Annotated in this window: 12 protein-coding genes; all 12 read right to left on the bottom strand. The window is 61.6% G+C overall.

Annotation, left to right across the window (positions count from 1 at the left end; translation table 11 throughout):
- Positions 1–37: 37 nt before the first annotated feature.
- Positions 38–2,422, bottom strand: coding sequence for a glycosyltransferase (locus TBU01S_RS03275; protein ID WP_068635212.1), 2,385 nt, complete (start codon positions 2,420–2,422; stop codon positions 38–40).
- On the bottom strand, positions 2,406–3,602 hold the full coding sequence (locus TBU01S_RS03270) for a hypothetical protein (RefSeq protein ID WP_157659086.1): 1,197 nt from the start codon (positions 3,600–3,602) through the stop codon (positions 2,406–2,408). Before TBU01S_RS03270 ends, TBU01S_RS03275 begins: the two co-directional genes overlap by 17 nt.
- Positions 3,589–4,254: a hypothetical protein gene (locus TBU01S_RS22915; protein ID WP_088178828.1), complete on the bottom strand. Its 666-nt coding sequence runs from the start codon at positions 4,252–4,254 to the stop codon at positions 3,589–3,591. The genes TBU01S_RS03270 and TBU01S_RS22915 overlap by 14 nt, the downstream gene beginning before the upstream one ends.
- A gap of 2 nt (positions 4,255–4,256) precedes the next feature.
- Positions 4,257–5,180, bottom strand: coding sequence for a polysaccharide deacetylase family protein (locus TBU01S_RS03255; protein ID WP_068635208.1), 924 nt, complete (start codon positions 5,178–5,180; stop codon positions 4,257–4,259).
- Positions 5,181–5,184: 4 nt separating this feature from the next.
- Positions 5,185–6,696: an MBOAT family O-acyltransferase gene (locus TBU01S_RS03250; protein ID WP_068635207.1), complete on the bottom strand. Its 1,512-nt coding sequence runs from the start codon at positions 6,694–6,696 to the stop codon at positions 5,185–5,187.
- Between the two features lie 18 nt (positions 6,697–6,714).
- Complete coding sequence (locus TBU01S_RS03245; RefSeq protein ID WP_068635206.1) at positions 6,715–7,779, bottom strand: acyltransferase; 1,065 nt, start codon at positions 7,777–7,779, stop codon at positions 6,715–6,717.
- Positions 7,767–9,488, bottom strand: coding sequence for a class I SAM-dependent methyltransferase (locus TBU01S_RS03240; RefSeq protein WP_068635205.1), 1,722 nt, complete (start codon positions 9,486–9,488; stop codon positions 7,767–7,769). Before TBU01S_RS03240 ends, TBU01S_RS03245 begins: the two co-directional genes overlap by 13 nt.
- Positions 9,488–10,171, bottom strand: a complete 684-nt coding sequence (locus tag TBU01S_RS03235) for a class I SAM-dependent methyltransferase (protein WP_068635204.1) — start codon at positions 10,169–10,171, stop codon at positions 9,488–9,490. Before TBU01S_RS03235 ends, TBU01S_RS03240 begins: the two co-directional genes overlap by 1 nt.
- Positions 10,168–11,439 carry an ABC transporter ATP-binding protein gene (locus tag TBU01S_RS03230; protein ID WP_245650839.1) on the bottom strand — a complete coding sequence of 424 codons (1,272 nt, stop codon included), beginning with the start codon at positions 11,437–11,439 and terminating at the stop codon, positions 10,168–10,170. Before TBU01S_RS03230 ends, TBU01S_RS03235 begins: the two co-directional genes overlap by 4 nt.
- Before the next feature lie 22 nt (positions 11,440–11,461).
- Positions 11,462–12,226 carry an ABC transporter permease gene (locus TBU01S_RS03225; RefSeq protein WP_068635202.1) on the bottom strand — a complete coding sequence of 255 codons (765 nt, stop codon included), beginning with the start codon at positions 12,224–12,226 and terminating at the stop codon, positions 11,462–11,464.
- A 79-nt stretch (positions 12,227–12,305) separates the two neighbouring features.
- A complete protein-coding gene (locus tag TBU01S_RS03220) occupies positions 12,306–13,259 on the bottom strand; it encodes a peptidylprolyl isomerase (protein ID WP_083953438.1) in 954 nt (317 codons plus the stop codon).
- A gap of 78 nt (positions 13,260–13,337) precedes the next feature.
- The coding region (locus tag TBU01S_RS23725; RefSeq protein WP_217999552.1) for a hypothetical protein at positions 13,338–13,770 on the bottom strand (433 nt) is incomplete at its 5' end.

Raw genomic sequence — 13,770 nt, 5'->3', positions numbered from 1 at the left:
CTGAAGCCACCCAGGATCACAGGGATCGGAGCAATCGTCATCGCCACCTGCCCCCCATCGCGACCAAACACTCCTTCAGCAGCCTGAGTGGCCGCGTGATCCGCCATGAAGTCGACGCATGCATCGCCGCAACGAGCGCACGCTGTTCGGCAAGCTTCTGTTTTAACGCCAATATCGACGCATCGAGCTGTTGATTCTCCGCTTGCTCGCGAAGACACGCCTGCCACAGCGCACTGACAACACCGTCGATGCCATCACCCGCCCTGCTCGGACAATGACGGCACAACAGCGCCTCGTAATCGCAGACCATCGCCTCGACCGTGCGCACAGGCATACCCCTGACGTTGTCGGCCATCCGCGCCAGCAGATCAGGTTCGTCCGCCAACCGCCGCAGACAAGCCAGGATCGCACCGGATTCGCATTCGGCCAGCAAGCCCGTTCCTCCATCCCGGATGCGCTCCTCGAAGGCTCCAAGCCGAGTCGCCACAACCGGCAAGCCCAACGCCCACATCTCGCTCAAGGTATAGCTGAAGGATTCGGCAACGGTCGACAGCAACAAAGCCACGTCCGCCCCGAAGGCCTCGGCATGCGTGGCAAGTTCTTCCCTTTCATAGTTGTCGATGACACGCACGTTCGGCATATGCGCAAACGCCTCGCCGCCTTCTCCCGCCCCCAGCAGCAACACATCGGCGAACCCCGACAGCTCATCGGCCATTGCATGCAGCAGCTCGGCCCCCTTGTGCAGCAACAACCGACCAGGCACGATCACGCGCAGCCTGTTCGTCCGTACTTGCAGCAAATCGTACCGGCCGCATGAAGCTGGAAACATTCCCACGTCGATTCCATGCGGTATGCAATGCCAAGGTTTCTCCCTCAGCACCGGAAACAGCTCGGCATACCGAGCATGGAAAGAGCGGCTCGGCGCCACGATCTCGACGGTTTCGCGGGTAAGGCAACGTGCATACGCTTCACGCAAATCGATTCGCTGCGCTGGAGCACACTTCCCGCGCAACACGTTGTGCGGATTCCTGGCCAGACAATCGGCCAACCTTTCCGCCTCACAGGACACGCACGGCCCATCGAACCAGGCAAACATTGCCGGACAGAACGGATGAAAATCGTGCATCACCACGAGCGTCGGCAGATCAGTATCGAATACGTCCAGCGAGTGCCCCAGCAAGGACGAAACAATGATCCGGGCAACGCCAAACCCATCGACGATCGCCCTGAATACCCGCGCATAATCCGCATGCGCCACAGCCGTTGTCTCGATTGGCCGAGCCAGCGACCAACTCATCAGGCAACATCCGCCCACTTCCGCCAATTCGATACGCGCACCCAACGCATCCTGGCTGGCCCCCATCCTGATCAAAAGATGCCGGGAATCAGCCTTGGCACGGGCAAAATCCTCGATCCAGCGCAGCGTACCGCCACCCCAGCTATGGCAGACATGCAAGATGACCGGACGCACGTCCGCTCCATCGGGCAACAACGCATCCGCCACGGGATGCCGCATGCAGTATTCCAGCCGGCGCTCGACGAACACCGCCTCGGCCTCATCCCCACCCACAGACACACGTGCAAGATCTATCGCATCACGCAAACCGCGTAGCGGATCGTCTTTCATGAAGGCCGAGACACGCTGCTCGTAGTCCGGATGCAGGGCCAGCAAGGCAGCGGCGGCCCTGGGCACCAATTCGATACGCTCGCTGCCGAAGCTCACGCTGCCTTCGTGGAATACGAAAACATCCGCACACAACACATTCCGCCAACCTGCCTTGGCCGCACGCAGGGAAAAATCGTTCTCTTCCCCATAGCCGCGCCCAAACGTTTCTTCGTCGAAGGCACCGACGGTATCGAGACATGCACGCCGGATGAACATGCAAAAACCGACCGCCGTCGGCAAATCCACGGCCTTGCCTGCCAATGTCTGCGCAAAAATTCCGTCCAGTACGCCCAGCCCCAGCCCGCCCGGCACCTGCCCATGCCAACCATCGAAAGGATATGAACAGATCGTTCCGTTGTTCGAGAACGGCGTCACCGTCGCCACTCGCGGATCCGCGTCGGCACAACGCACGATACGGTCCAGCCAATCATTGACAACCTCGGTATCGCTGTTGAGCAGCACCACGTCACGATCCTGGTGCAGGGCCATACCCCGGTTCACCGAGCCGACGAAACCACAATTGCGCTCGTTGCGCAGCAAGGTAAACCGCCCGGCCCGCGCTTCACCATCCAGCCACGCCGCCAATCGGGGCTCGGGGGCCGCATCGTCTACAACAACAAGCTCGAAAGGCGTCCTCACCGGCGCGGCCAGTACCGACCGCAGGCAACGGACGGTTGCATCGAACCCCTTATAGACCGGCACAACCACATTGACCTTGCGCAAGCGCCCGGCCTCGTTCTCAACGCCCAGTTCCATCCGCCGTCTCCAGATAAACCCTTATGCGGCGTCCCAAGCCCACCAGATCGAAATCCATCGCCAACGCTCGGGCCCTGTCCAGATAGGCATCCACATTGCCGCCTGTCAAGCGATGCGCCCCCTCCGCCATCGCCACGAGAATCATCTCATCGATATCTTCGCGATAGTGCCCCGTATCCTTGTACCAGGCGATATCGTCCGGGAAACCCAGATCCTCGAAACCCAGCACCTCCAGGTTCTCCAGGCTGCCTGCGCGTTCCGCCAGATGGCGTACCGCGGCTTCATGCGCATCGACCACCAGCGAGGCGAGCTGGTGCCACTGCGCGAAACGAATCCGCGAATAAGGCGGAAAGAACAGATAAAAGCGCGTTCGCGGATTCTCCTCCACGAACCGCAACACGTAGCGGTCGACATAGTCGATCGCTTCCGCTGCCGCCCTAGCGCGGGCAGCCGCATCGGGCGGGTCGATCTCGCCGGCCTCAATTCGTCGGGCATCCTCGGCAATGGCCGCCAATGCCGCCTTCACCTGCCAGTCGTTGCGCGCCCTGAACCAGTTGTCCAGACCACCGAAGCGCATGTTCTGCTCCGGCATCCAGTACCAGGCATTAGGCCGATCCAGCGGCACCTCCCGGCCGACACATTCCTCACTCGTCGAAAATCGAATCAGACAACCAAGAAAATTCGGCGTCATGTACGCCCGAAAATCGTTCAGCGGATTTCGATCGTACAGAAAATCGAACGCTTCCTTATGGAATATCCTGTGCCCTTCCCGGCCGAACACCCCCGCGTCCAGCGAATATATCACCTGCCGCACGTCGCGCCGTCTGATCGCATGATCCAGCACGAGGCTGCGCTCGAAATAATCGCTCGCCGTCACCGACAGATTGACGAAACGCCCCCCCAGCAAGCGGCCCGCCTCTTGCGCTGAGGTATTCTCCATCATCGACGTGCCCAATATCAGCCCATCGAAATCGACGTTGTTGATGATGCCCGCCGCCTGCAGGCGCATGCTCTCGTGCAGCGTGCGGGACCGCCCCCAGGGTTCATGAAACACCATCAGCGGGTCGTAGACGAAGAACCCCGACAACAAAGCCGCGCACGACGAAGCCACCACTGCCAGAAAACAGCGGACAGCGGTGCGATAACGGCCTGGATGGCAGAGACGCTCAGAATGGCCCATATGCCACGATCTGCCGCACCCAGTCCGCCTTTTCGGCATCGCTCAAATCATCCCTGAGCCAGATCACCATCACGTACTCCGAATCGGTACGGCGATAGCCGACACGGTGGCACACCTTTTCCGACTGCCTGTTGCCGACATGCGCCCATATGGCGACCAGTCCCGCTTCCAGCAATGCAAAACTCCCCCGCAGCATCGCCTCAGCAACGCCGCCCGCAGCATGAATGGCTTCCCGATCCACGGCCGGAATACGGCGATACATCCGCTCATCGATGACAAGGCCGCCACACAAGGAATTCCCGTTCCAGGTATCATGGTGGACGTAGCCGACGGGGAGCAAAGCACCATCAGCGCCCCGGTAAAATCCCACGAAATGCCGGGGTCGCTGTGGGAAACTATCAGTGCGGAAACGGCGCCGGAACAGATCGCCGACCAGCGCTTCGGCCATATCGACTTCCATCACCAGCAGAATATCGGCAAAGGGTCTCGCGGCCGCTTGCTCGGCGCAGAGCGCGGTTGCCTGCTGAGTGCTCCCGTCATGCGCTCGCTCATCGGCGCCGGCACGCAGGCGCCGCAATAGCGCGGGCGGAATCCAGTCGTGCAGACGAGCGCGCTGCACGGGAGACAAACAGCCGGCCAGGCGCCGCAGCATGCTCACCGCTCCCCCCTCTCGACCGCATCCAACAGCGCTGCAAGTTCTTCGGGATTTCGCCAGTGCCAACCGCACACGAAACGCGGAATATCCCATAACGGCGACTCCGGCCTCACGGAGCCCCCTCCCGTCCCGAACGCTGCCTCGATACCGATGCGCTCTCCGTGGGCAGGGAAATACTCATCCCGCAGATACGCCGGCACATGCCCGTAGGGGTAGCCGAAGATCGGCAGAGCCCGGCCCGCCGTCCGCCCGGCAACATAGCGCTGGGCCTCGGCAATCTGGGCTTCGGCATCGTCAAAAGTATCTATTGCCAGAAAGGAACCTTTGCGGTTCTCCCTCTGCCGCACCGCGGGCAAAGTGTCATGAACATGATCCCAGCTATGGTTCGCAATCCCGATCAAGCCACGCGCAGCGCACTCGGCCCACCAGTCATCCCGCCACTGATTCAGGCCATTGCCACAAGTCCTGTCCAGCAACAGCCTCGCATCCGGCGAGGCAATGACGAAAGAAACCGCCATCGGTCCATCGCCGCACACCTCCACCCAGGCCCGCCCTTCTTCCAGCACCCGGTGCATGGAAGGCACGACCCGGCCCGACTCATCGACGACATCGACGAAATCATGATCCCGGCCATCGTCGAAGCTCAGACCAACCAGCCTCTCTCCCCACGACACCCCCGGCGGGCATTTACCCTTCAGCATCTCCACCAGCAGGGGCAAAGGCAGCACCCGATAGCCGCGCGCGCCCAGCAGCCTGATATCCTGGGCCAGCGCAACATGATCATCGCCTTCATAGCGCCCGCTCCCCATCGTCCAACTGTGATAGCACAGCACCGGGACGGCAAACGCCAATTTTTCCGCCCTGGCCTCGGCAGCCTTTCCGCCATCCGGTCTGAACCAGGACTTGAGTCGTCGCAGCAACATTCGATCAGAAATTGAAATACAGAAATTCTATGTCAGTCGAAACGGCAGCCTTCACCACGGCCACCATGAACAAAAGCGCAAACGACACCGCCCAGGCCGGGCTTGCAAGCCGCGCGCGCCATGCCGCCGTGCCGCGCCAGAGACAATTGGAATTCGGCAGCAACAACACCCCCGCCACCGCAGCGACAATCGCGACAAGCGAAACCGCCGGCCAATGCGCCGCGTCCATCCAGACGCCAAAACGGATACTGCCCGCCATCAGCTCACCCAGCGGCGCCAGCACCCTGGCAAGGCTCCCCGGCAGCACGACCCCCTCCAGGCCAGCCATGCCGCGAAGGATACGCGCGGCGGCGTCGAGATCGGGCGCGCGGAAAAATACCCAGGCAAGGTTTACGAAATTGAAAGTCAGCAGCCAGCCCAGCCAGCGCGGCATGCGCCACCCCCAGGCCGACCACAGGCGGTGCAGCACCGCCGCAGCGCCATGCAGCGCCCCCCAGATGACGAACATCCAGCTCGCGCCATGCCACAAGCCGCCCAGCAAGAAGGTAGCGGCCAGCGCCGCATGAGTACGCAATGCACCATGGTGGCTACCGCCAAGCGGTATGTACAGATAATCCCTGAGGAAGCGGCTCAGGGTCATGTGCCAGCGCCGCCAGAAATCACGAATGTCGCATGCCCTGTACGGCGAATCGAAGTTCGCCGGCAAACGGATGTTGAACAGCAAGGCCCCGCCGAGCGCCATGTCGGTATAGCCGCTGAAGTCGAAGTAAAGCTGGAAGGTATAGGACAGGCTCGTGACCCAGGCTTCGAAGAAATTCAGCGTCAGCCCATCATCGAAACCCGGCGCGGCCCACACTGCAAAACCATCGGCAATGACGATCTTCTTGAACAAGCCGACGGAGAACAGAAAAAGGCCCACCGCGATATTATCGTAGCGTTTCGCCATGCTCCCCACCGCCGCAAACTGCGGCATCATCTCACGATGATGGACGATCGGGCCGGCAATCAACTGCGGAAAAAAAGTGACGAAAATCGCATAGTTCAAAAAATCATATTCGAGCGCCCCTTCACGATAGCAATCCACCAGATAAGCAATTTGCTGGAAGGTGAAGAAACTGATCGCCAGCGGCAACACGATCCCCGGCAGCGCCCAGCCCGCATCGACAACCAGATTCACATTACCGACAAAAAAATCGGCGTACTTGAAGAAACCCAGCACAGCCAGATTGCCGGTAACACCCAGCACAAGCAAGGCACGCGCACCCGGCCGGCGCTTCCGCTCGCCCCCTCCGCTACCTCGGCGGCGCCCGATCTCGTTGCCAAGCACATAATTGAACAGCACCGACAGCAAGATCAGCGGCAAATAGGCCGGATCCCACCACGCATAAAAGAACAGACTCGCCGCCACCAGCCACACCCTGGCCACCACGATCAGCCTGCGCCCGTTCAGCCAGAAATAAACGCCGAAACTGATGGGCAGAAAGAGAAAGATGAACGGCAAGGAGTTGAACAGCACGGCTCGATCCTGTCCCGCTCAATTCACGAGCCGCAGCAGCAGCGGAATACGTCCAATCGCCAGCGAAGATGCGGCCGACAGCGTGAACACAAGCAAGGCCGTCAGCGGCACGGCCAGCGGGGCCGGCGCCACACTGGCGTACAGCGGCCCAATGCCATTCCGGGCCAGCAGGTCGATCCAGAAAGGATGCAACACGTAAATACCGAGTGTGACGCGGGTCAAGGCCTCGCCGCCCTTGCGATGCCAGACCAGAAGCCAGCGCGGCGAAGTTTCCAGCAAGCGCAGCAACAGCAGAAACACGCAAAAGGTCGAAACCATGACCAGGGGACCGCGATTGGTATACATCAGCTTGAACACCGACTCGCCAAACGCGGGATACAGTGCAACCACGCCCACGACCTCGAGCAGGATGCACACGCAAGGCATCAGGATAAGCACCCAGATCGGCACCGCAGGCCGGTCACGATAAAGCAGATAACCGCCGACGAGATAAATGAAATAGATTGGAAACAAGCCCAGAAAACTCGCGTGGCTCATGTCCAGCACGACGCGGGTCAGCCCCTCGATGGGCGTCAACACCGCGCACAGGCCCAGCAGGTAGTAATGCAGGCGCACATCCGACAGATTGACCAGAGCCCGCAGCAAGGGAATCGCTAGATACATGCCCAACATCATGTACAGGAACCACATATGATAATACGGCACGCCACGAAGCAGCTCGATCCCCAGTTCCCTGGCAGGCGGCAAACCTACCGTCGTCCAGCGCAGCAGCAGATAGAACGCAGTCCAGAACACCACTGCCGGCAACAGCCGCATGAAACGCCCGCGGACAAACTGAAAGGGGTCCTTGTCCGCCGGCCGCCCGAGCAGGATCACCCCCGCCGCCATGATGATCAGGGCATTACCCCAGCGGCTGGCCGCATTCAGCGCATTGGCGGTCCACCACGTTGCATTCGCCGTGTCGAAAATCGCCGCAGGCATGGCGCTGACGTGAACCATGACGACAGCCATCGCCCCCAGGATGCGCATCAGATCTAGCTCGGCCAGGCGCCCGCCCCCGCTCCCTTCCATCACCTGCCCCATTCCCGGGGTTTCCTCGCCTGGCAGCGGAAGGTCTCGACCCCGGCAAAATCCCTGGGTATGTCGACCCCTGTCGCCTGCACCTGGAAGTCTCGTTCCTGCAGATGCCATTCGGCCACGCGCCCTTCCACCTCGCCGAAGCCCAATGCCGCCATGCAATGCCGGAACAGCCGAAGGGGCGAAAGATCGCGCTCGTCTCCGGGCGACGCAACGCTCGCCACGCCCATCAAGGATTGCACGATCGCCCGATAGCACAAATGCCCCAGGCTCACACCGATCTCCAGTTCCCATTCGAGGTCGATGAAGCCCTGCTGCGCGCCATCGACAAGCATGTTCCTCGGCACCGCATCCAGCAGCCAGCCGGGCAAGCGGGCGTCCACATCCCGACACCCCGCTGCCGCCGGATGCCGCGCCTCCAGGCAAGCCAGCCAGCGCGCGGCCCAATTCGCCACTTGCTCCGCGCTCCAGCCCGGTTCGTTCAGCAATGCGATCAAGGCATGGTGCCAAAGCTCGCCGCGCTGAAATGGCGCGGCGGCAAGCCGCATCGTCAGCGCCGTCCGCGCAGTGCCGTCATTCGCTGCCTCCAGGCGTTCCGGCTCCACCCAGACGCCCTCGCTGCCACGCACCCTGAACACCGTCCGCTTGGCATATGGCCTGGCGCGTTCCACGGCAAAATGCCAGGCCAGCACATCCTGGCCGACGATGCTCAGCGGCTGGGCAGAAGCAAGGGCCAGGAAGGAGTTGGCAAGCTCCCCCCCCAAGCCGTTGCGCATCACCGGACGCCAGGCAGCCTCCAGCGAAAAAGACATGCTGGCCGGCGTCTGCGGGTCGACCGCCACCGACGCCGCCGCCAGCGGACCTAGGTCGACACCGTCCGCGGCACGCGCACCACGCTCCGACAATACTGAAACGGGCAGCTTGTAGTCTGGAAACGGGAACAGCCACTGCTGGCAGGCCAGACCCGCTGCGCGCAAGCGGGCCGACAGCTCCATCCGGCCGAATGTCACCACACCTTCCGGCCGGTAGCGATCCTCGATGCCGAACATCGCCTGGTTAACGTGATCCTCACCGTAAGCAGCAAAATACTTAAGGCCGAGCTGGTTCTCGATCGCCACCAGCAACACGCCGCCCGGTGTCAGAAAGCGCGCCGCACAGGCCAGCATCGCATCCACCGGATCGGCCCCGCTGGCGGCGGGAAAAAAGATCCGCGCATACTCCAGCACGCCGATCAGCGTCACCACATCGAACAACGGCCTGGCTTCCAGCGCCTGCAAGGTCTCGGCCACCACGGCAACATTGTCGAGACCGGCACAGCGCGCAGCCGCCACCCGCGCGCGCGCCGCACTGCCTTCCACCGCCAACACCTCGCAGCCGCACTCACCGAGGTAGCGCGTGATCGCGCCGCAGCCGGCTCCGATCTCGAGCACTCGCCGCCCACGCAAGAAAGGCTCCACGGGGCGCAGCAGATTGGCCCTGCGCGGGCTCAAATGGTAGCGGCGCGGCCAATCGCCGACCTCGGCCAGCAAGGCGGAAGACAGCACTGAACGGTCTGCGGTCGCTGCCAGAAAACCGAGCAGGCTCCGTTCGACCGCCTCACCATCCGTATACGCAAACGTAAGCTCCTCGCCGCGCCGCAACCAGGGCCCTTGTGGGCTCTCGCGCACATAGCGCTCGGCCGGCAACATCGCCGGCCACACCGCTTTGCCGGACATCAGGTCTTCTCGATCAGATAGAACACGCAACCCCGATCCTCTGGACGCGGATTCCCGCTCAGGACGTCGAAATCGCGCAGCACCACGCGCCAACCCAGGCGGTCGATCAATGCATCGAAGGACTGGCGGGAAAAGCGGTTTCCCCAGCTCAAGCCGGGCGCCGGCCGGCAAAAATAATCAGCCGACTCATCGGCCAAAGAAACCACGTTCTGCACGATCAGAAAATGCTCCGCTATCGCATAGGACTGGATCAGCACCGCCTCCGGGTCGTCGACGTGATAAAGGCCGCCAACATTGGCGACGATCGAAAATCGTCTCGCCGGATCGATCGCCTCGATGTCGCTGCATTCGAAATCGACCGCCGCCAGATCGAGCCGGTCACGAATCTGCCGCGCCGCGGCGAGATGACCATCTCGGTCGTTGTCGAAGCCGATCGCACTGTCCGCGCCGAAACGGCGCGCGAACATCGCATAAAAACCATCCGCACAAAACAGCTCGGCAAAGCTGACCGGCCTCACACCGCGAGCTTTCAGCCTAGCCAGGGCCAGCAGAACATAAGCGCCGATGACGGGCGCTTTCACCGCCTGGTTGGGCGCGTAGATACCCTCGATCTGGCGCGTGGGCAGACCCAGCCAAGAAAAATCATGATAAGTCGGAGCCATGTCGGCCGATACTGCGGTCATTTCTCATCTCCGTTGACACCGATACGGCAAACAGCCTGCAGATCGGCAATTCCCACCGCGGCAGGCGGCGCATGGACCTCGAACTGCAGCACGTCATAGCGGCGATCCAGCGCGCGCACATCCGCCCCCTCCTCCTCGGCCAAGCCCAGCGACAGCAGATAACTGCCTGCCCCCAGATGCAGCCTCATCCCGAACACGACTTCACGTTCGTCGCCCACATCGGCAGCGGGAAACTCCCTCAACAGATTGCGGCTGCTGTTCCCATACACCGTAATACCGTCGGGCGTCTTGACGTACACACCAAAAATGGGGCGGTGGCAGGCCCGCAGAAAACGTCCGCGCAATACAAGTTCGATCATTTCGCCGGTGCGATAGCTGAGCTCGTGCCCGCCTCCAGGCCGCCTCAGCTCGGCATCGAACAGTTCCGCCCCGCCTTCGCCCCAGCGATACTCGGTTTCGCAGTAACCCGCGCGCAATTCCAGCCGCTCCGCATGGCGCGGAACACAAGGAAGGGCATCAGCCGCCACGGCCGCCTCCGCGGACGCATCGCCGCCCAACAGCAGATCGACGTATCGATTGACGATCTGGCGCGGCTCACCATCGTCGATCAAGCGCCCCCCTTCCATCAACAAGGCACGGCCGCAATGGCGCACCACCTGCTCCACCGAATGCGTCACGAACAGAATCGTCTTGCCGCGGCCCACCAGTTCCTCGAAACGGCGGAAGCACTTCGACTGGAACTTGACGTCGCCCACCGCCAAGGCCTCATCGACGATCAGCACCTCCGGGTCGACGCAGGCCGCCACGGCAAACGCCAACCGCACGTACATCCCGGACGAATAGGTCTTGACCGGTTGATGAACAAAATCGCCGATGTCGGCAAAAGCCAGGATCTCCGCCAGCCGCGCTTCGGTTTCGGCCCTGTCCAGCCCCAGGATGGCCGCATTCAGAAACACGTTCTCGATGCCGCTGAACTCCGGATTGAAACCCGCGCCCAGCTCCAGCAACGCCGCCACGCGGCCGCGCACCGCCACCTGTCCCGAACTAGCCCCCAGCGTGCCGACCAGTATCTGCAAAAGCGTGGACTTGCCCGAACCGTTGCGACCCAGAATCCCCACGACCTCGCCCCGCCCCACGGCAAAGGACACCCCGTCCAGCGCCTGGAACTCGCGATACAACTGCTTGCCGCGTGCAAACGCCTGGAAGAGCCGGTCCTGGGGTCGGCGGTAGATGCGGTAGATCTTGCGCAGATCCACCACCTCGATCACCGAAGCTGAACCGTCTCGCATATCAAAGCACATCCGCGAAACCGGGCCGCAGCCGCTTGAAGCACCACAAGCCGGCGGCGGCGGCGGCAAGGCCGGCCAGGGCGAACACGAGCCACGACGACAGCGGCAGCATCGTGCCCCACAAGGCCAGCGCGCGCCATTGCTCCAGCGCGGGCGTCAGCGGATTGAGGTACAACAGCGGACGCAGCGCCTCGGGCACCTGCTCGACCGGATAGAGCGCCGGTGACATGAACAGCAGCAAGGTGGCGAGCACTCCGACGACCTGGCTCACATCACGGAAATAAACGGCGATCGCGGACAAGGCCCACATCGAGCCCAGGCCGATGGCAAGCAAGGGCAACAGCGCCAGCGGGGCGAGCACCAGCGTGGCGGGCGGCAGGCCGAATACCGCCATCTGGAAGAGCAACAACACGGCCAGGTTGACAGCGAGGTGAAAAACCGCCGCCGCCCACTGCGACACCGCGATCACCGGCAGCGGAAACACCACCTTCTTGACGTAGTTTGCATTGCCGACGATCTGCGCCGGCGCCTTCATCAGGCACTCCGCCAGAAAGCCGTGCAGCATCAGACCGGACAGCAGCAGCACGCCGTGCCCGAAGGGCCCGGTATCGCCTTCCACCCCCGGCCAGCGCGCGCGCAACACCAAGGCAAACACGAAACCGTAGACCAGCAGCATCACCAGCGGATTGATCAGCGACCATGCCATGCCGAAGATCGAGCCACGGTAGCGCCCGGCGATCTCGCGCCGGGCCAGTTGCGCCGCCAAGGGCAAGTGCTTCCGCCAAGGCACCCTCCCCTCCATCAGCCCGCTCCACACAGGACGAACCCGCATGGGTTTGCCTCACTCACTCCGCATCGACTGGTGCCGCAGCATCCGTCTCCACCGGCGTGATGATGCTCTTCAAAGCCTCCCGAATTTCCGGCAGCAGAAGACCAGCCTTGGCATCCAGCGTGGGCCCGCGGAAGCTATCCACAAACGCAGAACGCCTGGGTGCCAGAATTTCGTCCTGCATGGCCTGCACAAGCTCATTGCGAACCTGCTCGAAAGGCTTGTACGAGGCAGGCTTGCGCTCAAGCAATTTGATGATGTGAAAGCCAAAGCGGGTACGTATCACGTCGCTGCTCTCACCTTCGCGAAGCCCCCAGGCGGCTTTGTCAAAAGGCGGCACGAAACGCCCTTTTTCAGCCAGGCGCGGCAACTCGCCGCCTTTTTCCGCCGTGGCTCTTTCTTCCGAAAACTCACGCGCCAGTTCGGCGAAATCCTCTCCCTTGTCCAGGCGGGCCTTCAGCTCCAAAGCCTTGGCTTTCTGCTGGGCAATCTCCTCTTCGGACTGCATTTCGACATCTGCACGCAGCAGGATATGGGCAACCCGGATCTGCTCGGGGATGGCAAACTGCTGCCTTGTCGCCAGATAGCGCTGATAGGCCAATGGTTCCAGATCGGGAAGCTTTGCTTGTTCAGCCTGCTGGAAGTCCAGCACTGCGGCGTGGACAAGCTCGGAGCGCTCTTCAACCATGTGACGCGCACGGCGATGCGGCTCTTGATCCAGACCACGTTGGCGCGCGTAGTCAGCCATCGACATGTCCTGCAAGCGTCCCGCGATGAACTCTTTGAGTTTGCGGTCATCAGCCACGAACCCCGCCACCAGTTCCTTCGGCGCAAGCTCAAGTTCGGCGAGAATTTGTCGGGGAAGATCAAAGGTACTCTCGGCAGAAGGGCTCCCGAGCTTGGCTTCAGCCCCCATTGCTGTTGAAGAAAGGCACAGAGCTCCAATACAAAAAATATGGGACAGCTTCATCTTGCTTCTGAAATCTCTTTTTAGAAACAAACGCGCGGACTACGCCGCGCGTTGAAATGAATACAGCAAAACGAACAATCAGCGGAACTCGGACGATCCCTCTGAAACATAGAAAACACAATTCGAACCAGTGCAATTCTGCTGAACCGCAACGTTCAAATAATACATCGATTTGGTTCGATCGATCTTGCAGGAAAACGCCGTTGTCCCTGTCGAAATAGATGGCGTCATGGTCGTTTGATTGACACAACGCGACTGATCATTGCCCGTCATGTCGCCCGGGATCGTCGAAAGCGAGATCTTGGTATCAATGCCGATACTACCCCCAACGGAGTTGGCAACCTTGATCGTCCCGGTACTGCTGCCACTTGCCGTACCAGAGACCGGATAGCGAATGCTGAGAATCTGCCCCTTCGTCATTTTTACAGGCACAACGGCCCCATTGATTCTGGCTTCGTATTCAGTTGCGGTACTGCACGACGATCCCAGCAAATGCGACCCCCCGTTAAGG

The sequence above is a fragment of the Thauera butanivorans NBRC 103042 genome (assembly GCF_001591165.1).
Lineage (GTDB): Bacteria > Pseudomonadota > Gammaproteobacteria > Burkholderiales > Rhodocyclaceae > Thauera > Thauera butanivorans.
The sequence above is the reverse complement of the archived record's forward strand: the minus strand, read 5'-3'. Positions and strand labels throughout refer to the sequence as shown.